Raw genomic sequence first — 24,337 nt, forward strand, 5'->3', positions numbered from 1 at the left:
TTATTTCTTTTATATTGCAGCCGTCCCTAGCTGCCTTTTTCAATATATGTTTAAGTAACTAACGCCCGAAAGCTTCTTAAAAATGATGATTCACGTTCAAGTAAAACTCTCTACCTAAGGCAGAGCCTGAATAGCTGTAAATGTCATACCATGGCCATTCAGTTGCCATAAACGAGTCATCATCAGGAGAGTTGGCATCAAATACGTTTTTAACCGTTAATGACACATTGGTGTCGCCATCATTCATGCGATAAGCAAGCACCAGGTTTGCCGTCACATAAGGATCTAAACGTTTTTGCGACTGCTTAGCTTCACCAACACTGCGAGCATCTTCACCTTGGTAGTAACCGTCGGTAACCAGATACTCTCTGTCGTCAGTAATTTCATAATTCAGTGGGTCACCATATTTATCAAAGAAAATAATGTCGCCGTTATCATCTTTTTTCAGTTGAATTCGGTGCGGTGCTAAACCACTCATATAACGACCGGATAACGTTGCTGAAAAGCTATCAAAGATGTAAGTCATTGAAGCGGTGATCACATCTTGTGGCTCACGGTTGTTAATGTTGTCACTAAAACCAAATGGCATTTCATCATCGCCTTCAATGGCATCATATTCGGTAGTTAAAATGCCGGTATGATTGGCCGAAAGATTTAACGCCCCCCAAGAATCTAATTGCCAGAAATAATCAACACTGGAATCGATACCGGTTTGACGATAAGACGCTAGATTAAATGCGGTAGTATTAACCGTTTCTAAACCACCTTGTGAAAAAAGGTCATCTGGGTTTTGAATCGGTTCACGAATGACTAAACCAGGCTTTTCATCGGTACCACTTACTACATCACAACCAAAAATTGGCGCAGAATCTGACGTGCCGTAACGACAATGAAAGTCTTCGAGTAAAATTGAAGAAATATTACCGCGCTGTACCTGATTTCTGATTTCTACATCGTAGTAATCAAAACTTAAGGTAAGCTCAGGCATTGGCGAGTAAACAAATCCTAAGCCAATTGATGTGCCTTCTTCGTTTTTTAGCTCTTTGTTGGGTAATTGCTCAGCATTAAATTGCGTTCCCATACAAGCACTGTAGTATTTTTCATCTTGAATAAACTCGTGCGGGGTAATTGAGCCGGCAAAGCTATTTTCATAACACGATACATAATCAGTGCCGTATGAAAATGCGCGTGAACGAGTAAATATGGCTTGCATATCCGGCGCTTTAAATGAGCGTGAATAGCTTGCCCTAAATAGCCATTCGTCATTTGGTCTAAATTCTACGTTATAGGCAGGAGTAAAATCGCCTGAATTTGCCGTTGAGCCATTATCGTATTGATCATAACGCAGTGCTACACCAACATTTATGCTCTCGGCTATTGGAAATTTAGTTTCAATACCAGTAGATGAACGAGAGCGCTCTCCAAAACCGGCAAATCCGGCTAAGCCCCACCAACCTTCTCCTTCAGGCTCAGTCATTAAGTCATCAGGTACGTATTCAAATGTTTCATTAACGTATTCAGCAACAAACGCATACTGAGCAGGTCCCGCTGGCATTTCAAATAAATCACCACTTACTACGGCACTTACAGTTTGCGCTTCGGTTTTATTGTTTGAGGTTGTTGTGCCGACTAAACGGCGCACTTCATCGGCATTCAGTGGCTCGTAGATATCATGGCTGCCTGTGCCGTCATAAACTTTAACGCCAAGCTGGTCTTTTAAATATTCACCAAAAAACATTTCTTCGGTTTCTTGATAACGTAATGCCCGTTGATCGTTTTCAAGTTCATAACGAGAATCGGTAAAATACACTTCCCAGGCATGTTCGCCAATGTAACCTTTAGCGCCCAAGGTGATACTTAGTGATTGTTCGTCAAAATGATAACCGGTATCGCCTATTTCTTCTGATGGTAAAATGCGGCCCATAGTGTACCAATCAGGCATAACTAAGAATTGACCATCAGCATCTTTAACTTTTAATTGATTCTCACCAGTTTCTAATTCGATTGTGCCGCCGTTAACAGCAATATAACCATGATCGGTTGTGGATGTGTTTTGCGTGTATAGCAAGTCCATAAAACCGGTAATATCATCACCTAGATCATAATTTCCCGACGCCATAAACGAGAACTTTTCCGACTCAGGGCGAAGCGTTCGATATTTTGCGCTGTCAAATCCACAGTAATTCCCCCATGAACCACTGGTTTGCCCTGCGGCAATGGCTTGTGGTAATTGTTTACGGTCTTCATAGCTGGTCCAAGGCAACTCGTTACAACCATTTTCGCCTGGATCTAAATAAGTTGGCTCATCAGTTGGGTTTAGCAAATAGTCATAGGCGGCCCAATTATCAATAAGGACCGCACCGCGGGCCATAACCGGATCACCAAAAGGGAAATCATAGGCCGAATCGATATCATCTATATCGCCGCCCTTTATAAACCCGACATCTTGATACTCAGCAACCAGAGTTAAGTTTCCTTTATCAAAATCTATTCCGTGGGTAAGCTGCACACGAGTTGTGCCTTTGCCATGCTCCTCACCAGTACCATAGGTTAGCGCAACATCAGTCCCATCCAGGTCTTTTTTCAAGATAACATTAATAACCCCGGAAACAGCATCTGAACCATATATGGCAGATGCACCTGTGGTTAACACCTCAACGCGTTCAATAGCCGCAGCGGGAATGGTTCCAATATTTACCACGGAAGAATTCGATTGATAAGCTGCTGGGTAATTGGCTAAACGGCGGCCGTTGATCAGTGTCAAAGTGTATTGAGGGCCAAAACCTCGCAAATTCACGACATTGGCATTGGGGGTAAAGCCACTGGCTCCTACTTCAGCGGTATCAACTGTGCCGGTGTTTTGTGATAAATCTTGTAGAGCATCGAATAATGTCAATTGCCCCTTTTTTAGCATATCTTCACTGGTAATAACGGTAACTGGGCTTGGACCTTCAAATGAGGTTTGGCTAATACGAGAGCCGGTTACTTGAAAAACTTCGATCTCTTCATCTTCTTCGCTTTCTTCTTGCAAAGTCTGCTCTTGCGTAACTTCGACACTTTCATCTTGAAAAGCATAAGCACTCACTGGCATAGCCAATGCAGAGACGAATAACGAGTAACGTATGCTTTGCGCTAGGGTATTCATTGGTACATTCATTTCGACTACCTGAACTGATAATAATTATTTTAGTTATATGTGCCGATTGACTTAGAAAAAAATCGGCGAATTTTTATATCATGGTAGGATGTTTACTAGACGTGAAAAAATGTTAAAAAGAGGGTCAGAGTCAAGTTAACTAAATGAATTAACTTGACTCTGACCCTCTTTGATAATTTAATTGTTTCTTATTTCGTTTACTTAGGCAAAATAACTTTAACTTGTGAAGTAGCGCTGACTTTACCTGCGTTATCGACCCAAACATCAAGGATAACGGTATCTTCGACTGTGATGATTTCACTGACTTTGCCATGGAACGCTAACTTGTCACCTGTACAGTTAAAAGACAGCATTCTAAGTGGGCCAATTTTACGGATGAAGGTTTTTAAACCGCCCCATTCGCGCGCCAAACGTTCAATCATGCCATACAAGAAAAAGGTATTGGCATAAGCATCTTTTGCCCCTGTTGCTTGTGCCATGGATTGGTCATGATGAATTAACGATAAGTCGCGATTCGCCGCAGCTTCCATCACCAAACGTTGCAAGGTGATATCAATATAAATTGGTGATAACTCATCGCCAACTTTGATGTCTTGCATTGTTTTTTGCAAAGACCAGTCAACGGTTTGATTTATATTTTTATCAGTCATTAACCTTCTCCTTTGCTTACCGGGTTAAAACGGAAAATATCTAAAATACCAACGGCTACTATTTCATCATTTTGGTTGGTATAAGTATCTTTTTGCTTAAAGAAAGCTCCTTTACCAACGCGCAGCTCTTTTTCAACTAATGAGACTAGCTCATGAGTAATTGTTACAACATCACCATGGTATAACGGCTTGAAGAACTCCATTTCCATAGAGGTTGCAAAACTTAATGAAAACGGTGCTGGTACATCAAAAATGACAGGAATTGGAATTTGAATAGGCGCATCGCCAATTTCAAAGCGCTTATCGCCCGCTTGCCAATGAGTAGGCTGGCCAAATGTCATAGCCATAGCACTTGGTGCTATTTTACCTTCTAAACCAGAGGCAATAGCTGCTTGCTCATCAGTAAATAACGGGCAAGTGAATTCTTTGGGTTCTAACCAGCGGCGTACACTAGAAGCATCCACTGCATCGGCACCTTTAGAAACGCCCACCACCTTACCTACGTAAGATAATGCTTGTTCCCAGGTACCTTGCATGCCCCAGCTTGGTTTATCTGAGGCCATAGGTTATTCCTCAATCAAATGAAATAGCGGAAGTTTAAAATCGCCATTTGCTTTTACATATTCAACTTCAACACGATCACCAATTCTAGCCGTATCAGCACCATCTCCGACAATGTTACTTGCCATACGAATGCCTTCATCTAGATCAATATAGGCAACATGTATCGGCAATTCTTTAGTGAACTCTGATGTTGTACCTAGATAAGTGGTAGTAATTGAATAAATGGTACCTGTACCATTGGCTTCGACCCACCCTATATCTTTCGACCAACACTCTGGACAAACACGTCGTGGATAAAAAATATTGGTATCACAGCTGTTACAGTGCTGAACAAGTAATTTGTCTTCTTGTACCGCATCCCAAAAAGGCTTACTTTCAGGGCTTATTGCTGGTAGTGGTCTTTTCATATCGCTCATAATTAATTACCCCAAACTGTTGCTAAGGTGTTCATACCAGAACCACCGGAAGTTACCATCATCACTTTTTCGGCGCCTTCTACCTGATTCGCTCCGGCTTCACCACGTAGCTGACGGGCTACTTGACAATAAAATGCCATAGAGACACCAGAGCCAGTGTGACCACGACCGGTTGCATCACCGATAGTTGTACATGGTGTTTTGCCACCCAGTTTAGTATGACCTTCTGCATGATAACGGGCACCTTCACCAGGCTCACAAATACCATTCGCTTCTAAATAACTCGCTTGGGTAAATGGGTATGCCCCGTAAATTTCGTGGATATCAATATCTTCGACCGTTAAGTTCGCTTGTGCTAATGCTTCAGAACATGACTTGCGGTACCCTTCACGCCAGAAAATATCTTCACGAACAACCGGTGTACCACCTAAGAAATCAGAGCCATGACCTAATTTCCATACAGGATTTTGACAATGTTTTTTCGCATATTCTTCTGAAGCGATCACTAAACAACCACCACCATCGGCTAGCATATTACATTCAACTGATTTTAACGGCGTAGAAATCATACGCGCGCCCATCACTTCTGCTGTTGTTTTAGGTTTATTATGGAATAACGAATACGGGTCGCGAGAACCCCAGTCACGTAATGCATGAGTAATTGCAGCAACTTCTTCTTCTGTAGAATTAGTTTCATGCATATATCGCTGAGTAATTAGTGCCATCGCGCCATTAAATGTCATACCAAACGGGAACTCCCATTCTTGATGCATAGGTGCTTTGGCAAAGAAAGTAATTAAATCTTCAGCAGGAATATCTGATTGCACGGTGATATGAGGCACAAGTACGACTTCACACATACCTGATGTGATCCATTGTTCGGCCATACGCACACAGTTAGTTGTTGATGCGCCTCCGGCATTACAAATTACGTTATCTTTAACGTTTTTAAAACCAAAGTGCTCTGGTAATAAACCAAAAGCAGTTGCTGAAATTAGATCAGGTTGTGCTTGTGGTGCTACATTAATAAAGCCCTGTACGTCGTCTTTATCTATGCCTGCATTTTTTACAGCACCCATTATCACTTCTTCAGCGATATCCCAGCGCGTACGCTCAGGATTAATTTGTGTCGGTACTTCGTGGTAACCGATAATTGCAATTTTGCCCATAGTTTTCTCAGTTAGTTAGAATGACTGTTCGGCTGCTTTACAAACATCAAGGTTGTATTTTTTAATTTCAATGTGAGTAAGCATATCTATATTTAATTGTATTAACGCAATAGTTGAAAATAACTAATGAGTCAAACTCAATAAACCCTACCATCATGTTTTATAATTTTCAACAATGTTTTAAAATGACAGGCTAAGATTTAACTGAGATGAACTTATTTGCACAAAATGAAGAGTTATTTGAGTGATATTTCTCTATTAAAATTATGATTTGCTAGTACTTTACCTATACTACTAAAGGGTTATAACTCACTCTAAGCCAGTAAAAATGTAGTCTGTACTGAAACTGTTCAGGTTTAATTCCAAATCCTCATCGACAAAAATTGCGATTTGATTGAGTTCGGCTCACTTTTTGTTAAAGTAGGTGCAATTAAAAATTAGTGTAATAACTTTAAAAACGAATTAATAAAGCCTGATAAACATTTTCGGGCAATAACTAGGAGCTGAAATGGCTGGTTTTAATAAAGTAGTAAATTCATACGAAGAAGCGATGGCAGGTCTCGAAGACAACATGACTGTTATTGCTGGCGGTTTTGGTTTATGTGGTATTCCTGAAAACCTAATTAAAGAAATTAAACGCAAAGGTACAACGGGCTTAACCGTTGTTTCTAATAACTGTGGTACGCACGAGCACGGTTTAGGTATGTTGCTAATTGATAAGCAAATTAAAAAGATGGTTGCCTCATATGTAGGTGAAAACGATATTTTTGAAGCGCAAATGATGAGTGGCGAGCTGGAAGTAGAATTAACGCCACAAGGTACCCTAGCTGAAAAAATGCGTGCTGGCGGTGCCGGTATTCCAGCTTTCTTCACCGCAACAGGTGTTGGTACACCAGTAGCTGAAGGCAAAGAAGAGCGCAATATTAAAGGCCGTGATTATATTCTTGAAGAATCAATCACTGGTGAATTTGCCATCGTAAAAGCGTGGAAAGCAGATACCTTTGGTAATCTAGTATTTAGAAAAACTGCTCGTAACTTCAACCCGTTAGCGGCAACAGCCGGAAAAATTACCGTGGTAGAAGTAGAAGAGATTGTAGAGCCAGGTGAATTAGACCCAGATCATATTCACGTACCGGGTATCTACGTTAACCGCCTTATAAAAGGCACTTTTGAAAAACAAATTGAACAACGCACTGTGCGTTCGTAATTGGAGATTTTAACAATGACTTTATCTCGTGAACAATTAGCACAACGTGTTGCACAAGAATTACAAGATGGTTACTACGTTAACCTTGGTATTGGTATCCCTACTTTAGTTGCTAACTACGTTCCTGAGGGAATGGAAGTTATGCTGCAATCTGAAAACGGTTTATTAGGTATGGGCCCTTTCCCTACTGAAGAAGAAATTGATGCCGATTTAATTAACGCCGGTAAACAAACCGTTACTATGGCAACTGGTGCTTCGTTATTTGATAGCGCCGAATCTTTTGCGATGATCCGTGGCGGTCATGTTGATTTAACCGTACTTGGCGCTTTTGAAGTCGATGTAAACGGTAATATTGCTTCTTACATGATCCCGGGCAAGCTTATTAAAGGGATGGGCGGCGCAATGGATTTAGTTGCTGGCGCTGACAACATTATCGTAACTATGACTCATGCTTCTAAGCACGGCGTATCAAAGCTTCTTTCTAACTGTACTCTGCCGTTAACGGGTAGAGGCTGCATTAAAAAGGTTTTAACTGATTTAGCCTTTATTGAAATAAAAGACGGTAAATTTCACTTACTTGAACGTGCACCTGGTGTTAGCGTTGAAGAAATTATTAAACTAACGGAAGGTGAATTAGTAGTTCCAGATCACGTTCCTGAAATGCAGTTTTAACTAAATATGAGTATTCATCATCACTGATAGTGCAGATTTTTTTGCCTAAAATGATACGAAGATTCAGAAGCATAAAGCTTATTATATTGATATAAGCTAATTGAAAAGTTAATAGGAATGAAAATGAGTAAACGTGAAGTAGTATTTTTAAGTGGTGTGCGTAGTGCAATCGCTGATTTTGGTGGCTCTTTAAAGGGCGTTGCTCCTACAGATTTAGCCGGTCAAATGGTTGGTGAAGCGGTTAAACGCGCAGGTGTTAGCAGCGATGACGTTGGTCATTGTGTTATTGGTAACGTAACTCACTCAGACCGTCGCGATATGTACATGTCTCGTGTTGCAGCACTTAAAGGTGGTTTACCAGAATCAACTCCAGCTCTAACTGTTAACCGTTTATGTGGTTCAGGCCTACAAGCGGTTATCTCAGCAGCGCAACTTTTATTACTAGATGATTGTGACGTTGCTGTTGCTGGTGGTGCAGAATCTATGTCTCGCGTACCTTACTGGTCACCATCAACACGTTTTGGTAGCAAGATGGGTGACGCGCAATTAGTTGATCCTATGGTTGGCGCCTTAACTTGTCCAATTGGTGATACGCATATGGGTATTACCGCTGAAAACGTTGCCGAGCAATGGAACGTTAGCCGTGAAGATCAAGATGAAGCCGCAGCAGAATCTCACCGCCGCGCGCAAAAAGCGATTGAAGAAAATCGTTTTGACTCACAAATTGTTCCTGTTGAACTTAAATCACGCAAAGGCGTAGTGTCTTACACTACCGATGAGCATGTTCGCTATGACTGCACTTCTAGCGACATGGCAAAACTTCGTCCGGTGTTTAAAAAAGATGGCACAGTAACAGCGGGTAACGCTTCAGGTATTAATGATGCAGCAGCTGCGCTTGTTATGGCAGATAGTGAATTTGCTGCAGCAAATGGTTTAAAACCACTTGCTAAACTTGTTGGTTATGCCTTTGCCGGTGTTGCGCCTGAAGTTATGGGTATTGGCCCAGTGCCAGCGGTAAACAAGTTATTAGAAAAAACTGGTATCAACAAAAACGATATCGACGTTTGGGAAATTAACGAAGCATTTGCCGCACAAGCACTCGCCGTTTGTCGTGATTTAGAGCTGGATATGGACAAAGTTAACCCGAATGGCTCAGGTATCTCACTTGGTCACCCAATTGGCGCAACAGGTGCCTTAATTACAGTTAAAGCAATTCATGAACTAGAACGAGTTCAAGGAAAATATGCTGTGATCACTATGTGTATTGGTGGCGGTCAAGGTATTGCTGCGTTGATTGAGCGGGTTTAAACTTAGATCCTGAAATAAATTCAGGACGATATGAGTCGAATTCAGAACGACCTTAGTTCGACTACGTCATACCCGACCTGTTCGGGTATCCATAAAATATACCAAATAATGGATTCCCGCCTGCGCGGGAATGACGAATTCTCCCCGGGAATGGCAAGTTATCACTTTGCCACCTACACTAAAAGTCTTAGCAATTAATCAATACAAGACTTTTAATAATAACAAATGGCTGACTCTCACCACGTTCATTTATGCCGGTATTCTGATGAAGAAGGCTACACCTGTGAGCAAGAATGTAACGATTCTGGCTGGTGTTATTGGCATGACTCCAACATTATTAAAGACTCCCCTGCCGATAAAGAAAACCTGCAAGAATATGCGCGCAACGGCGGCATGCTAAGAGGTATCAGCTTAAAACATGCGGACTTAGCCGGTATAGATCTAGTCAACCATCACCATAAAAATGGTTTTGATTTTAGCCACGCTGACTTTTATCGGGCTGATTTAACCTGTGCCCACCTGTTTAATATAAACCTTGAATATGCCAGTTTAATGAAAGCCGATTTAAGCGAAGCAAATTTGCATAATGCCAACATCAAACATTGCAATTTATTAGGCATAAAATGGCAAAATGCTAAAATTAAAAATATTGAAATTGGTAATGAATTAATTCAAGAGATCCTAGCGCAAAAAGCTCAAGATGATTATGATTTGGTACTCGCTTTAGACTTATTTGAACAATCGGAGGAGATATACCGAGATCTACGCAAACATGCCGAGCGTGAAGGTATATTTAAGCTCTCTGGCCGGTTTATACAAAAAGAGTTGACTATGCGCCGCTATCAAATGAAAAAGCCCTCGTTTGCTCGGTTAATGTCTAAAGTAGTGGATTTGTTCTGTGGTTATGGTGAAGAGCCGCTGAAAGTCGTTAATTTTTCTATCGTGTTGATTTTATTTTGTGCGATATTATATTTTTTCACCGGTATTAACTTTGAAGGCCAACAACATTACTTTGATGCCAGCTTGCCTTTTACAACTAACCTGAATCACTTTTTCTCATGTATGTATTATTCGGTAGTCACCTTCACTACCTTAGGCTATGGCGATATAACCCCGATTGGCATATCAAGACTTATTGCCGCAACAGAAGCATTTACCGGCAGTTTTACCATTGCCTTGTTTGTGGTGGTGTTTGTGAAGAAAATGACGCGGTAGAAAAGAAACGAGGCGCGAGGAACTAGGAGCTAAGTGCTGGCATACCTTTTAGTGTGTTGTGCGATGCTTAGAAACAATTAACCACGTCATCCCCAAGGACGACTGCATGGATGCAGGAGGTAGAGCAATGCAGGAGCAATTGCCGACCTCAAGCGACATTGGGGATCTTCTTTAGGTTATAACGTGCTTATAAAAAGGATTCAATTACAAAATATTTGTCAGCGCAATACCTAAACCAATACGGTTTTGCTTATGATTATAATCAATTAACGACTCGCCATAACCAGTAAATCCTTGCACATACCCTCTTAACTTTCCCCATAATGGGAATGTCATGCCAACTTCAGCAGCACCTTTATGCGTGGCAAAGTTTTCGCGTACACCAACACTGAACTCTAAGTTATCATACTTATATACGGCACCCAATTGGTAATAGCCCATATACTCATTGATATCAGGGTTATCATCACCATCAGGATCTAAACTGCCGTCTTCTTGAATTTCTTTTTTGTCTTCAGACAAGCGATACCATGGCTTAAATGACACGGCAAAATCGCCTTTTTCCCATAAAAAATCTAAATATACGCGGTTCCAACTACGCGAAATGGCGGTAGAACGTCCATTTGATTGATGTTCAATTCCGACAACCAAGCCAGTATTTCCGTCAAATGGTTTCCAATCTAACCCGGTCATATAAAACACTTCAGGTTGATAATTGGTTTCGCGAAATGGTTTGGAAATACCTTCTGAATATACTTGCCACCAAGATTTAATTGTCATACCAAAATATAATGCATCTCCTTCTCTAAAAAGGTCGCCATAATTTAACGGCACTTTAATGCTTAATTGATATTTAGCTTCATGATCTTCAATGTTTTCCGCCCAACCAGAGTCTGGAGCTTGTGCCGCATACGTTTTTCGGTTCATACTATCCGAGATTGAAACTGGTAGGATGTAATTCATTTTATGCGGAGTTATAACATAAGGATCGAACTTAGTTTCACTTTCACTTATGAATCGTTTTGAGATGACGCCCTTATTAGATGTATCTTGAGGACCATCAATTTCCACTTCACATTCTCTACGAAGTTCTGATACCAGTTGTTGGCCACCGGCTTTGTTTAACTTATCAATTAAACAAGCTAAAGTTTTAGGATCTTGTGCAGCTTGCTCAACCGTTTGTGGGGCTTTGCCTTCTTGCTCTACATTTTCTTCTGCTTGCACAGATAAAAACGTTAGTATAGATAAGCAAAGTAACGACGTTCTTAAAGAGGTACTTTTAAAACCATTCATGTTTTATTACTCAGTGCGTATCCATCGCTGATTATTAACTATTAATAATAAGAACTAAGGATAATTTATTGTTATTAATACAAACATTAACAATATAGTAATAACAATTAAATAAAAAATGTAAAAAAACATTAACAATTAGCGGTTGAAAGCGACGATTTGTTAATTATTTGCAGCGAAACAACAAAAAGAATGATGAACAGAAAACTAATAGCAGAGTTTTGGATAATCCCCCAGGATAAAACCCTAAACTCTGCTACTCCCATGTAATGGTTAAGTAAGATTTAAGCGATTATTGATGATTCGCTAGCCGATTGATAAATATCAGCGAGCAAAGGTACGCCAGGTCGATAAATGTCAGCGAGAACATCAACACCTGGACGATAAATATCAGCATTTACTTGAAATGCGGCACCAATAATACAAACTAAAACTGCGGTAATGATAACCTTCATTTCACACCTTCCATTTCAAAAGATAGATACCAGAAAATCTAAAATATATTAGAAAAAATGGATCTGTCAGCACCTTGCAGCGTTAACAGACAAATCTATAATATGTAAAAAAGTGTAAAAATAGGTAATCAATACAACTAAAAAAATGGTGCTTAAAGCCAGTAAATCGCTCAATTAACACACAGTTAACAGTAATATATCTACCTGCTAACTTTTCAGCCCTTGCCTGTTTGGGCTCATTAAAATCTATTAGCCCTAAAATCAGCAAATGCCTGAGTTATTTCCTCATTGGTATTCATTACAAACGGTCCACCGCGAGCGACAGGTTCATTTAAGGGAGTTGCTGAGATAAATAAAAATCGAATATCTTTACCTTTGCTTTTAATAATAACCTGTGCGCCTTTGGTTAATATGCCTAATTGCTTTTCAGTTAATGGCGCAAGGTTACTGCCGATTTCAGCATCACCAGAGATCATATAAATCATGCTATTATCGAGTTCATTCACCGTTTGGTTAAAGGTTTCACCTTGCTTCAAGGTAACATCGAAATATGTCGGCTTAACGTATTCATTGTTTATTACCCCCTGTGTTCCAAGCTCTGTTTTACCGGCGATAACTCGGATAAAACTGCCATTATCATGACGTTCAACAGGAATAGCAGCTTCAGTATATTCTTGATATTTAGGCTCAGTCATTTTATTGGCTTTCGGCAAGTTTACCCAAAGCTGAAAGCCAGCTAACAAACCTTGTTCCTGCTCTGGCATTTCAGAATGCAAAATCCCTTTTCCAGCGGTCATCCACTGCACGCCGTGTTGTTCAATAACGCCTTCATTGCCAGCATTGTCTTTATGACGCATTTTACCGGCCAACATATAAGTAACGGTTTCAAAGCCACGATGAGGATGTTCAGGAAAACCGGCAAGATAATCATTGGGCTTATCACTGCCAAACGCATCAAGTAGAAGAAATGGATCGAGCATGTTTAACTCTGGTGAGCCAATGATGCGAGTCATATTAACGCCTGCACCATCGCTTGTTGCAATGCCTGGGGTAGAATACTGCAATTCTTTAATGTTTAAAGTGTTCATAAAAAAAGACCTATTAATAAATGTTTAATAAGTCTTATATTAATGTTTATAGAAAAGAATAAAATATCAAAAAAGTATCGATATCATCCTAATATATTGGTTAATTACCAAGTAAATGAATCAATTTGTCTTTAGATAAATAAGCCTCATCAACATCTTGCAGTTTGTTGTAAGAGATCATCTCGCGAATACTATCAATATACGCTTGACCGCGCTCTGAGTACTTATCTAGCGTACCAGCCAATTCCATGCCCGTTATCGCGTCACCGTTTGCTCTAAGCTGGGCTCGCAAAGTTCTTAGTTTGGCATAAGCCATAGTGGTGTTTATGTTAAACATATAACCTTCAACCGAGCCAAGCGGGCTATCGAACCTGGCTAAACCATAATCGCCCAGCTCTTTACGCTGTTGTTTAGGCGCCATACCTTTACCAGAGAAATCCCACTGACCGAAAAAGGCATTGCCCTCTTCGGCAAAGCGCGATGTGCCCCAACCGCTTTCTTCTGCAGCCTGAGCAAGCGCCAATGAGGGCGGCATAATATCGACTTTAACGAGTAACTTAGTGCGTAATTCTTCGGTCATCGTTTGTTGTTCATTTTCTATTACTGAGTACTTTACCGCGAGAGACTTTAAGGTTTGGCTATCGAGGTTAGCGTTTTTGATCTCTTGCCGTTCAAGCAATATTCGTTCGTTTGAAATAAGTACTAATGGCGCCATTAAACGGAAAAACACTTCTTTTTTGAGGGCTACAGGAATGTTGTTCGAGGTATGTTTCCATTCTTCACTGACTTTTTCAAAACTTAAGCGCGGTACTTCTCTATTACCCTTAGCCCAGTTTTCACTGTCGTAATGGTGCTCTTTGAACAACGCCATTAGCTCATCCAATGAATGTATTTCTACATCGATTGGATCTTTCATTGCTTCAATAACAAATTTTTCATCAATAACCTTCGTTTTATCTGGCTCTGAACAAGCAGTTAATAATATTGAAGAGGCTAATAATGAAATACTAAAAAAGTTGCAACGATTTTGCATTAAACTACCTTAGAGGATAATAAAGGATGAAAAGTAAAGGTAGCGCTACAACATGCCTTTTGCAAAGTTTTTATATAAATCATTCGCGATCAAATAATCTCCTTCTATTTCGGCGACTTCACCTCTGCGTAATAATTCAACAATAAAGTCCTTATTCCCTGCTAATGCTTGTCGGCAAACTTGCTCATTTGAATAATCACTTAAATTCACTAGCAACTCGTTAAAATTTACCCCTTTGATTTTTCTTAATTCAACTAACATTTTTTCTAACTGCATGATTAAAATTCCTATGACTAACAAAAAACAAGATAAATACAGCTTAGGCTAAATGGTAAAACTGAAAGTGACATTGGCAAGACCAATTATGATAAATAATGACAGTTATAACTATAACGAGTAACGAATCACGAATTCGTTGCACTGCGAATACGGTATTTCGTACCTTCGAGTTAGCTGTAAATGATTGTTTTAGATCATCAAGTTGTTGTAAGCACAGTGATAAACTAAAGTTAACAGTGAAAAGTCAGGTAAGGGAAAATACATGCACAAGTGGTTTAAATGGTTCGTAATTGTTGCAATTTTGTCTGCACTATATTGGTGGTTTACTAAAGAGAAACCACTGCACGTTGATATTACGTATGCTGAACTAGGACAAGTAGAATCAACGGTAGCTAATACCAGAGCTGGCACAGTAACAGCTTGCATGCGCGCGAAAATGTCATTACCTATTGGCGGCCAAATAGAACAAATTAATGTTGTAGAAGGTCAGCAAGTAGAACAAGGACAGCTATTACTGTCGCTATGGAATAAAAACCAATTAGCGCATTTGAATGAAGCAGAAGCATTTTTAGCGGCAAGCAATAAAAATAAAGAACGCGCTTGTATCGTCGCCAAAAATGCAAAAAAAGACGCTAAAAGACAGCAATCACTGCTAAAACAAAATTTAACCTCACAAGAAAAACTCGATAGCGCTTTAGCTAATGCCGAGGCTTTCCAGGCAAGCTGTGAAGCAGCGAGTGCCGAAGTTGATGCCAAGCAAGCTATGGTTAATACCATTAAAGCCAATATAGAACAAACCTACCTGCATGCACCTTTTAACGGCACAATTGCCGAAATTACTGGAGAAGTTGGCGAATATACCATGCCATCGCCACCTGGAGTGCCAACGCCGCCAGCAGTAGATTTACTCACTCACGATTGCCACTACATCAGCGCGCCAATTGATGAAGTTGATGCCGCCTTTTTAACGCCGGGTTTACCGGTAAAAGTTAGTTTAGACGCGTTTCGCGGCGAACAAATATCTGGCACGTTAAAACGTATTTCTCCTTACGTACAAGATTATGAAAAGCAAGCGCGCACTGTTACCGTTGAAGTAGAACTAAACCAGCACCGAGAGCCGCACTTTCTGGCTGGTTATAGCGCCGATATCGAAATTATTTTGGCCGCAAAAGATGATGTACTTCGCCTGAACAGTGATTTAATCATTAATGAGCAATACGTATTAGTGCTAAACAAACGCGGTTTCATTGAACAAAGAAATGTCACCATTGGCCTAAGTAATTGGCAATTTACCGAAATAATTAACGGCTTAAGTGCTACCGACAAAGTTATCAGTTCTGTAGGTTTAACCGGTGTAAAAGCTGGAGTAATGGCGAGTAATGAATAACCAAGAACATATAGATAGTACATTAATCGACATTGACAACATCAATAAAACTTATGTTATTGGCGAGCAACCATTACAGGTATTAAAAGGTGTCACCTTAACGGTAAATAAGGGTGATTACTTATCAATTATGGGCCCTTCTGGCTCAGGCAAGTCGACACTGTTGAACATGATTGGCTTATTAGACCGGCCTGACAGTGGTGAATATTGTATTAAAGATAGCGCGACAATGAATCTGCAGGAAGAACAGCGAGCTGCCCTGCGCCGCGCTCATGTTGGCTTTATTTTTCAAAACTTCCACTTGATCGCCAGATTAACCGCGGCAGAGAACGCCGAGTTACCATTAATGCTTGCCGGCGTTGGCGTAAAAGCAAGAAGAGCAAAAGTATTAAAGGTGTTTGCACGCTTAGGCATACAAGACAGAGCGGATCATTTACCAAAACAGCTGTCCGGCGGGCAAATGCAGCGTGTTGCAATTGCCAGAGCCATGGTATTAGAGCCAGATATTTTACTGGCTGATGAGCCAACTGGAAATTTAGATCAAAGCTCAGGTAGAGAAGTTGTCGAATTGCTAGAAGAGCTTAACCAGCAAGGAATTACTCTTATTATCGTAACTCATGATCAACAACTTGGCGTACGAGCAAGGCGGCAGTTAACCATGCTTGATGGCGAAATTTTTGAAGATAAACGCACCAATGAAACTGCAAGATAATTGGCTATACAGTTGGCAAGCATTAGTGCGGCATAAGTTGCGCACCACTTTATTGCTTATTGCTGTCGCTATAGGAGTAACATCGGTATTACTGTTAACCAGCTTAGGTGAAGGAGCCAGGCTGTTTATTGAGCGCGAGTTTTCAGCGCTGGGCAATGAAATCATGGTGGTTTTGCCGGGGAAAAAAGAAACTACTGGCGGCTCAGTGCCAATTTACGGCAGTACGCCAAGAGATCTAACCATTGATGATGCAATTGCTATGGCAAAAATCAGCACGGTAAAAGCTGTAGCGCCAATAATTGCCGGAACATCGCTATTAAGTTATCAAGGCAAAAGCCGTGAGGTGATCACGTTAGGCAGCAGTAAAGACATTTTTGCTGTGCGTAAATTAGCATTAAGCCAAGGTAAACAGTTTGACAATAATGCTAATGACCTGGCAAAACCGGTGTGCGTATTGGGCTCGACCATTAAAAAGGAGCTATTTGGTAATAAGGCCGCTATTGGCGAATGGATACGTTTTTCTGGCCAACGTTTTCGAGTGATAGGCATATTGCAAGAGCGCGGTGAATCTATGGGTCTGGATATGCGGCAAATGGCAATTATTCCTATTCGCTCGGCAGAGAGTTTATTCAACTCACCGGCATTGTTTCGAGTATTGCTGGAATTAAAGCAATCAGGAACTGAACAATATACCATAGAAAAATTGCGACAATTAATTAAAAAACGTCATGACGGCGAAGATGATATCACCATACTAACGCAAAACTCATTGATGAACTCTTTCGATAAAATATTGACCTTAGTGACCGCAAGCATTGGCGCGATTGCAGCCATTAGTTTAGTTGTTGCCGGTTTTTTAATTATGAATGTCAGCTTTGTTTCGGTATCAAGACGAAAACAAGAAATCGGCCTACTTAAAGCTTTAGGGGCAACTTCGAATGAAATCAGACAAATATTCTTAACCGAAGCCTTATTGCTGGTAGGTTTAGGTGTATGTATTGGGCTCGTTATTGGTTATAGCCTAACTACCCTAGCCGCTAATATATGGCCAGATTTTCCATTAACAATTCCATGGTGGGCAACGATTGCCAGCATCATTGTATCATTAACAATTGGTTTATTGTTTTCTTGGTTACCAGCATCTCACGCCGCCAAACACGATCCTGTATTGGCATTAAGGGGCAGCTAAGATGAGCTTTAATGATTTGATATTTTGGGTAAAAAAATCGTTGTTATCGCAAAAACTTAGAGCAGGATTAACCATTGCCGGTTTTGCCACCGGTATGGCCGCGGTAGTGTTAATGACCACTATAGGTGAAAGTTTACGAATGTTTGTACTGCAAGAATTTACCCAATTTGGCTCTAACATTATTGCGATAACCCCCGGTAAAACTGAAACCTTTGGCATGGGCGGCTTATTAAAAACAATTAGACCGCTAACACTAGATGATGGCATTTATATTAATAAACAAAAGCGTGTTGAGTTTGTGGTCCCAGTGGTTGCTGGCACAGCAAAAGTCAAAGCCCAACACCGCTCACGTTATACCGATATTATTGGCGTCAATAATCATGCAATTACAGCGTGGAAGTTAACCATAGCGCAGGGTAAATTTTTGCCCGATGACGACCTTAAAACCCCGCGCAGTTTTGCGGTATTAGGCGCCATCTTAAAACAGGAGTTATTCGCCAATTCTTCCGCCATAGGAAAATTTATTCATGTCGGCAGTCAACGCTTCAAAGTAGTCGGTGTGCTTGCTGAAAAGGGCCAGTTTATGGGCCAAGATCTTGATGACATGGTGTATATCCCTACCGCCAAAGCAATGCAGTTATTTAATCGTAACAGCGTAATGGAGTTAGATATATTTTATCAACCGGGGATTACTGCAAGTGAGGTTGTTGCACAAATAAAGCCGAAGTTAATTAATCGCCATGGCTTAGAAGATTTTACCATTATCACCCAAGATGACATGTTAGCCAGCTTGGATAAAATATTGCTGATCATAAAAATGGCGGGTGCCGCCTTAGGAATGATTTCACTGGTTGTTGGATCTGTTGGCATTGCCACCATCATGACCATAACAGTAACCGAACGCACCTCAGAAATAGGTTTATTGAGAGCTTTAGGATTTTCTGAGACACAAGTAAAGCGACTGTTTTTAGCGGAAGCTATATTGCTTGCTGTAGTCAGTGGTCTGATTGGCTACACAATTGTATTTGTGTTACTGGTGATAGCAAAACTAGCCTTGCCTAATGTGCCGGTAGATATTAACTTAACCGTACTTGTCGGCTCGCTATTAGTATCTGCTGTTATCGGTTTGATTGCAGGTATATACCCAGCGCAGAATGCCTCGCGGCTTACGCCTATTGATGCACTGCGGGAGGAGTAACCACAATACTATTCCCTGAATTTATTTCAGGGTCTCTAGCGTTTAAAAATAAATAGATCCTGAACCAAGTTCAGGAAGTAGCTGTCAATCTGTTTGGCGAGAATTAATGCAAAGCAGCTCTAAACGGTAAGGCCGCACAAATACGTCCTTCTTCTATCAAGATTTCTTCCAAACGTGGGTACACCACATCTTCAGGAAAATACTCAAGTGCTAACTCAACAAACAAGTTTTTGTGTTTTTCTTCTGATTTGGCAATATCGTCATAAAACTTTTTATCTTTGCCTTCCGGTAACACTTGTGCAATCAGTGAAAAACGTTCATGCCCGCGCGCTTCAATAACGCCAGCAACCAGCATTCTATCGAGAAACTTTTCCGGGCGGCTATGACGAAACATTTTACGGATTTCATTAATGTACGGATCCTTTTCATCATTGGCTAAAATAACACCGCGGCGAGTCATTAGCTTCAACACTTGTTTAAAATGAATCAATTCTTCTAACGCCAAGTCTGTCATCGCTTTAACCAGGCTGGTTTTGTCTTGATAATGCGATAACATCGACATTGCCATGCCCGATGCTTTTTTCTCGGCAGCGGCATGATCTTGTAAAAAAGCATCAAAGTCTGCAACGGCAATATGAGCCCATTCAATAGGGGTATGGTATTTTAATTCAAACATGTGTGTATTCTTGTAACTATACGAGTAATTATTGCGCGCTATTTTACACACGTTTATTGTGAGGTTATAGTAAAAATTAACATTAAATATAGTGAACAACATGGCAAATACTTTATATATCACCGGCGCTGGTGTATCTGCAGAAAGTGGCATCCCCACCTTTCGCGGTGAAGATGGTTTTTGGACCATTGGTAGTAAAAACTATACGCCAATGGAGATGGCGACTCGCGCTATGTATGAAAATAATCCAGTAGATTTTTTATCTTGGTACTACCATCGTTTTGCTACCTACAGAAACCATGGTCCAAATGAGGTTCATCGTTGGTTAAGCGATAAAAATCTTATTACCCAAAACATTGATGGTTTAGATGGTAAAGCCGGAAACAAAGATTACATTGCGATTCATGGCCGACTTGATCAAATGACGCTTTACCACCACCAAGGCGATGATGTAGCTTGTATTACTACTCCTTGGGAGGACGTAGACCCAAATCATTTACTGCTATCGTTGTTGGAAATATTCAAGATTAATCAACAAACCAAACGGCCGATACTGAATCAATCTTTTAAACCCTATGTACTGTTATTTGATGAATACTACACCGACTTGTATCGTATTACTGAAGCAGAACAGCGAATGATGGCAGCTGAAAAAATGGTCTTCATCGGCACTTCGTTTAGCGTTAACATTACTCAAATGGCCTTGCGTGCGGGCATAAATAACCGTATCCCGATTGAAATTGTTGATCCTGCGCCTATTGAGTTGCCCTACCAGCATGTGACTTATCATAAAATGAAAGCATCTGAATATATCCAGAAAGCTGCATGCTGAGTTAAAAATAGGTAAGAATATTAATCCCTATAGCTGAAAAATCTGGGGTCGAGGTAAATGCGTGGTAATGATAGCGGTAATTAACCGCTAAGCTAACATTATTATGAAATTTGAGGCTTAAACCAGCTTCCGGGAAAGCAGTCAAAGCGCCATTCCTTTCATCGCAATCATACTCTAAAGAGTGTCCTGAAGCATATTGCTGACATTCTTGAAAGTATCGTGCACCAAAGCCCACACCAACATAAGGAGTAATAAGCTGGTGTGGCATGAAGTGATAATCTACGGTTAAATCCCATTCGCCACTTTCACTCAAATCATCATCAATAACCATAAAACTAAATTTTGTTATGATATTGTCATCTCGTTTACTAATGCCTATGGTATAGACTTTTTCATGGTTATTATTGCCTTCAGAAAAGCCAATGAGCACACCATAATTATTGTCATCTTTATCTTCAAAGTCGGTTTTTACATCATACACAGGCTCAGGCAAATATGCGTTAGCTGCAAATGTAAATAACATCAGCACTATCATTAAATACTTCAATATCCCCCCCTCCTTAGTTAACAGAATTTTAACCGTCCATGGCAATTCTAAGTTGATTCATCCCTGAATTGAACCAACATTGAAACATCCATGTTATGTTGGCATTCCTTCGTCCCTGAAGCAACAGAATTCAAACCGTCCATGGCAATTCTAAGTTAATTCATCCCTGAATTAAAAAAGCCTTCAATAATTATGATAATCATTGAAGGCGTCATTATTAGTCTAGTAATAAATTGAATGTTTACAAACTATAACCTGATTCATCGTGTTCTACTTGATCCAAGCCCTGCTCTTCTTGCTCTTCCGATACCCGTAGACCACCGGTCATCATACCAACAAGTTTTAGCAACACGTAAGTAACAATAGCCGTATACACAAACGTTGCACCAATACCGGTTAATTGCACCATTACTTGCTCACCCATAGTACTGATACCATCGGCAAAACCGTAACCGCTAAACGCCCCTAATGTAGTTGCAGAGAAAATCCCAGCTAAAAATGTTCCTAAAATACCACCCACACCATGCACTGGGAATACATCTAAAGAGTCATCTATTTTAAGTTTTTGTTTGATATAAACCGTACAGTAAAAACACACAATACCAGCAGATAAACCGATAATAAGCGCACCGCCCGGCCCAACAAAACCAGATGCAGGAGTGATAGTACCTAAACCGGCAACCATACCAGTTACCGCGCCTAACACACTGGCTTTGCCAAATTTTTTCCACTCAATAGCTGCCCACGTTAATGCGCCGGTAGATGCTGAAATATGAGTCACCAACATGGCCATAGCAGCATCACCATTTGCCGCTAAGGCACTACCACCATTAAAGCCAAACCAGCCAACCCATAACATACCTGCGCCAGTTACGGTCATGGTCAAATTATGTGGCATCATTGGTGTTTTAGGGAACCCTCTGCGAGGCCCTAAAACCAGCGCTGCAACTAGTGCCGCCACACCTGCGGTAATATGAACAACAGTACCACCGGCAAAATCATAAAGGCCCATTTGACCTAACCAACCACCGCCCCATACCCAGTGAGTAACAGGCGCATAAACAGCCAGCAACCATAAACCACTAAACAATAACACTGCGGTAAACTTCATGCGCTCAGCAAAGCCACCAATAATTAGCGCTGGAGTAATAATCGCGAAGGTCATTTGAAACAACATAAATAACCCTTCTGGAATATCACCAGACAGGGTATCTCTCGTTATACCTACCATCAGTACCTTTGAAAAATCGCCGATATACGCATTGCCTTCGCCAAAGGCTAGTGAATAACCGACCAAAAGCCATAAAATAGAGGCCAAACCGGCAATGGCAAAACATTGCATTAAAATTGACAGAACATTTTTTGAGCGAACCAAGCCGCCATAAAATAATGCTAAGCCAGGCAATGTCATAAAGAGCACTAACGCCGTAGAGGTTAAAATCCAGGATGTGTTAGCACCGCTTAGTGGACTATGGCTGGCAAATGCAAGGGATGGCATAAATAATGCGATAAGAGTTAATATTTTTAATTTCATAATTATTCAGTGAGTTATCTGTGGCTAATTTTTATTTTATTGATGTTAGTTCTACTTGTTTTAACCATTCAACCATGAGAGATAACTTGCATCAAGCCAAACCAATAAAAATTCAACTTTATTTAATAATAATTCGTTATTAGATAAATAAAATCTCACTAACTTTTAGTTAGCAACTTAAATATCCAGAACAAACACCTCCCTTTTTAGAAAATAATTAGCTATTAAACAGATGTTGACTAGCAACTAGTATTCAATAGTAATACCTCCCTGTAGATATTAGTATGTTAAATTTTATTGCAGATAAACTTTGCGACTTATTGATCTTAATAACTTTTTTATTTATTTATCTGCTAACATTATACAAGCATGGTTGTTTACTGATTAACAATTAACTATAAAAGAGCAACGGATCCAGATTAGAAGTTGGCGATAATAAAAACATTGCGTAACGCTTTAATCTATTGCGCTTAAACAACCTATAATTTAGCTAAAAGTAAAAATAACAGTGGCTGGAGCAATTCATATGAACGCGCTAAAACTTTTTCCCCTCATATCAACTTTATTTATTTTAATCGCCTGTAGCGAACCTGAAATAGCCGTTCCGGAAAAAGTTGAAGTGATCGTAACCCAACTCAGCCAAGATAATATTCCTTTGTATGGTCATTATATTGCCAATACCCAAGCATCTCTTGATGTTGAAGTACGCGCAAGAGTAGAAGGTTATCTTGAACAGCAGCATTTTGTCGAAGGTAGTTTCGTGACTAAAGACAGATTGCTCTATTCTATTGATGATGGTCCATATCAAGCAGCACTTGCCAGTGCTCAGGCAAGTCACATTCAAGCTAAAAATGCGTTAGCAAAAGCAAACCGAGATGTAAAAAGAATTAAACCTCTATATGAACAAGACGCATCCAGTCAGCTTGATTTAGATAATGCCTACGCGGATGTCGACAGTGCGCAAGCAAGCTTGAAATCAGCAGAAGCATCACTACAACAATCCGAATTAGAATTGAGCTACACCCAAATACGCGCGCCAATATCAGGTGTGGTCAGTGCATCAAACGCCGACATAGGTGCGTTAGTCGGCGGGTCGGGTATTTCGTTACTGACCAATGTACAAAAAGTGGATCCACTGTTTATCGAATTTCAAATGACCACATTAGATTACTTGCAAGCCAGACGTCGACTAAAAAGTTATTATGAAAAATTTAAAGCTGATGTTGAAGGAACCTCAGTTGAAGGCTTAGTTACTATTACATTGCCTGACGGCAGTGAGTATCCGCACTTAGGGCAGATGAAATTCACTGCACCTAAGGCAAATCAAGAAACGGCAACATTTACCGCCAGAGCTGAAATTATCAACCCAGACAGAGAACTACTACCGGGACAATACACCAAAGCCCGTATTCAACTTGATCAACTCGACAACAGCTTATTACTGCCAGAACAAGCAGTAAAGTTTGAACAAAGTGGCTCCTTTGTGTATGTAGTTTTGCCAGATAGCACTATAGAACGTCGTTTTGTTGTATTAGGACGTAATGTAGGCGGCAACTTTTTAGTACAAAGCGGTTTAAGCAATGGCGAAAAAGTAGTACTGGAAGGGACTCACAAAGTACAACATGGCAGTCATGTTATTGCCACTATGGCAAAAGACATTGAAGAGGCAGCAAAAAAAGCACAAGAAGCTGAAAATAAATCCCAGAAAAAAGCGGCAGAAAAGCCAGCTAAAGCCAAAGAACAATAAGGGAGAATT

The 24,337-nt window shown here is 40.4% G+C and carries 23 protein-coding genes; 10 read left to right on the forward strand and 13 right to left on the reverse strand.

Annotation, left to right across the window (positions count from 1 at the left end):
* Positions 1–76: 76 nt before the first annotated feature.
* From RI844_RS06660 to RI844_RS06680, 5 genes are all read right to left on the reverse strand, one after another.
* Positions 77–3,157 (reverse strand): TonB-dependent receptor domain-containing protein, encoded by a 3,081-nt coding sequence (locus tag RI844_RS06660; RefSeq protein ID WP_348397661.1) that lies wholly within the window; start codon positions 3,155–3,157, stop codon positions 77–79.
* Positions 3,158–3,354: 197 nt separating this feature from the next.
* Positions 3,355–3,807 carry a hotdog family protein gene (locus RI844_RS06665; protein WP_348397662.1) on the reverse strand — a complete coding sequence of 151 codons (453 nt, stop codon included), beginning with the start codon at positions 3,805–3,807 and terminating at the stop codon, positions 3,355–3,357.
* Entirely contained in the window at positions 3,807–4,370 is a 564-nt protein-coding gene (locus tag RI844_RS06670) for an FAS1-like dehydratase domain-containing protein (protein ID WP_348397663.1), read from the reverse strand. Before RI844_RS06670 ends, RI844_RS06665 begins: the two co-directional genes overlap by 1 nt.
* Before the next feature lie 3 nt (positions 4,371–4,373).
* Positions 4,374–4,787 carry a Zn-ribbon domain-containing OB-fold protein gene (locus tag RI844_RS06675; protein WP_348397664.1) on the reverse strand — a complete coding sequence of 138 codons (414 nt, stop codon included), beginning with the start codon at positions 4,785–4,787 and terminating at the stop codon, positions 4,374–4,376.
* 2 nt (positions 4,788–4,789) lie between these two features.
* Positions 4,790–5,956, reverse strand: a complete 1,167-nt coding sequence (locus RI844_RS06680) for a thiolase family protein (RefSeq protein ID WP_348397665.1) — start codon at positions 5,954–5,956, stop codon at positions 4,790–4,792.
* A 508-nt stretch (positions 5,957–6,464) separates the two neighbouring features.
* On the opposite strand from RI844_RS06680, the gene RI844_RS06685 reads away from it, so the two are divergent.
* From RI844_RS06685 to RI844_RS06700, 4 genes are all read left to right on the forward strand, one after another.
* Positions 6,465–7,163, forward strand: coding sequence for a CoA transferase subunit A (locus RI844_RS06685; RefSeq protein ID WP_348397666.1), 699 nt, complete (start codon positions 6,465–6,467; stop codon positions 7,161–7,163).
* Positions 7,164–7,178: 15 nt separating this feature from the next.
* On the forward strand, positions 7,179–7,835 hold the full coding sequence (locus RI844_RS06690) for a 3-oxoacid CoA-transferase subunit B (protein WP_348397667.1): 657 nt from the start codon (positions 7,179–7,181) through the stop codon (positions 7,833–7,835).
* 123 nt (positions 7,836–7,958) lie between these two features.
* Positions 7,959–9,143 carry an acetyl-CoA C-acyltransferase family protein gene (locus tag RI844_RS06695; protein ID WP_348397668.1) on the forward strand — a complete coding sequence of 395 codons (1,185 nt, stop codon included), beginning with the start codon at positions 7,959–7,961 and terminating at the stop codon, positions 9,141–9,143.
* Between the two features lie 225 nt (positions 9,144–9,368).
* Positions 9,369–10,358, forward strand: coding sequence for an ion channel (locus RI844_RS06700; protein ID WP_348397669.1), 990 nt, complete (start codon positions 9,369–9,371; stop codon positions 10,356–10,358).
* 204 nt (positions 10,359–10,562) lie between these two features.
* Here RI844_RS06700 and RI844_RS06705 read toward each other — a convergent pair whose 3' ends face one another.
* The 5 genes from RI844_RS06705 to RI844_RS06725 form a co-directional block, all read right to left on the reverse strand.
* Positions 10,563–11,651, reverse strand: a complete 1,089-nt coding sequence (locus RI844_RS06705; RefSeq protein ID WP_348397670.1) for a phospholipase A — start codon at positions 11,649–11,651, stop codon at positions 10,563–10,565.
* Between the two features lie 284 nt (positions 11,652–11,935).
* Positions 11,936–12,106 carry a hypothetical protein gene (locus tag RI844_RS06710; protein ID WP_348397671.1) on the reverse strand — a complete coding sequence of 57 codons (171 nt, stop codon included), beginning with the start codon at positions 12,104–12,106 and terminating at the stop codon, positions 11,936–11,938.
* Between the two features lie 239 nt (positions 12,107–12,345).
* Positions 12,346–13,194 carry a pirin family protein gene (locus RI844_RS06715; RefSeq protein WP_348397672.1) on the reverse strand — a complete coding sequence of 283 codons (849 nt, stop codon included), beginning with the start codon at positions 13,192–13,194 and terminating at the stop codon, positions 12,346–12,348.
* Positions 13,195–13,294: 100 nt separating this feature from the next.
* Positions 13,295–14,227: a glucosaminidase domain-containing protein gene (locus RI844_RS06720; RefSeq protein ID WP_348397673.1), complete on the reverse strand. Its 933-nt coding sequence runs from the start codon at positions 14,225–14,227 to the stop codon at positions 13,295–13,297.
* Positions 14,228–14,272: 45 nt separating this feature from the next.
* Positions 14,273–14,503 (reverse strand): hypothetical protein, encoded by a 231-nt coding sequence (locus tag RI844_RS06725; RefSeq protein WP_348397674.1) that lies wholly within the window; start codon positions 14,501–14,503, stop codon positions 14,273–14,275.
* Between the two features lie 265 nt (positions 14,504–14,768).
* On the opposite strand from RI844_RS06725, the gene RI844_RS06730 reads away from it, so the two are divergent.
* The 4 genes from RI844_RS06730 to RI844_RS06745 are packed head-to-tail and all read left to right on the forward strand — an operon-like array spanning position 14,769 to position 18,992.
* Positions 14,769–15,893 (forward strand): efflux RND transporter periplasmic adaptor subunit, encoded by a 1,125-nt coding sequence (locus tag RI844_RS06730; protein ID WP_348397675.1) that lies wholly within the window; start codon positions 14,769–14,771, stop codon positions 15,891–15,893.
* Positions 15,886–16,605 (forward strand): ABC transporter ATP-binding protein, encoded by a 720-nt coding sequence (locus RI844_RS06735; RefSeq protein WP_348397676.1) that lies wholly within the window; start codon positions 15,886–15,888, stop codon positions 16,603–16,605. Before RI844_RS06730 ends, RI844_RS06735 begins: the two co-directional genes overlap by 8 nt.
* Entirely contained in the window at positions 16,589–17,794 is a 1,206-nt protein-coding gene (locus RI844_RS06740) for an ABC transporter permease (protein WP_348397677.1), read from the forward strand. Before RI844_RS06735 ends, RI844_RS06740 begins: the two co-directional genes overlap by 17 nt.
* A 1-nt stretch (position 17,795) precedes the next feature.
* Entirely contained in the window at positions 17,796–18,992 is a 1,197-nt protein-coding gene (locus RI844_RS06745) for an ABC transporter permease (RefSeq protein ID WP_348397678.1), read from the forward strand.
* Positions 18,993–19,095: 103 nt separating this feature from the next.
* Here RI844_RS06745 and miaE read toward each other — a convergent pair whose 3' ends face one another.
* Positions 19,096–19,668 carry a tRNA-(ms[2]io[6]A)-hydroxylase gene (gene miaE / locus RI844_RS06750; protein WP_348397679.1) on the reverse strand — a complete coding sequence of 191 codons (573 nt, stop codon included), beginning with the start codon at positions 19,666–19,668 and terminating at the stop codon, positions 19,096–19,098.
* A gap of 100 nt (positions 19,669–19,768) precedes the next feature.
* Here miaE and RI844_RS06755 point away from each other — a divergent pair, with 100 nt between their 5' ends.
* The gene (locus RI844_RS06755; protein ID WP_348397680.1) at positions 19,769–20,500 is read left to right on the forward strand and encodes an SIR2 family NAD-dependent protein deacylase; all 732 of its coding nucleotides are present in this window, start codon (positions 19,769–19,771) and stop codon (positions 20,498–20,500) included.
* A gap of 1 nt (position 20,501) precedes the next feature.
* Here the strand turns inward: RI844_RS06755 and RI844_RS06760 are convergent, their stop codons facing one another.
* Together RI844_RS06760 and RI844_RS06765 are read right to left on the reverse strand one after the other, a co-directional pair.
* A complete protein-coding gene (locus tag RI844_RS06760; RefSeq protein WP_348397681.1) occupies positions 20,502–21,047 on the reverse strand; it encodes a hypothetical protein in 546 nt (181 codons plus the stop codon).
* A 241-nt stretch (positions 21,048–21,288) separates the two neighbouring features.
* Positions 21,289–22,545: an ammonium transporter gene (locus RI844_RS06765; protein ID WP_348398325.1), complete on the reverse strand. Its 1,257-nt coding sequence runs from the start codon at positions 22,543–22,545 to the stop codon at positions 21,289–21,291.
* A gap of 562 nt (positions 22,546–23,107) precedes the next feature.
* Here RI844_RS06765 and RI844_RS06770 point away from each other — a divergent pair.
* On the forward strand, positions 23,108–24,328 hold the full coding sequence (locus tag RI844_RS06770) for an efflux RND transporter periplasmic adaptor subunit (RefSeq protein ID WP_348397682.1): 1,221 nt from the start codon (positions 23,108–23,110) through the stop codon (positions 24,326–24,328).
* Positions 24,329–24,337: the final 9 nt, after the last annotated feature.

It is taken from the genome of Thalassotalea fonticola (genome assembly GCF_032911225.1).
Classification (GTDB): domain Bacteria; phylum Pseudomonadota; class Gammaproteobacteria; order Enterobacterales; family Alteromonadaceae; genus Thalassotalea_A; species Thalassotalea_A fonticola.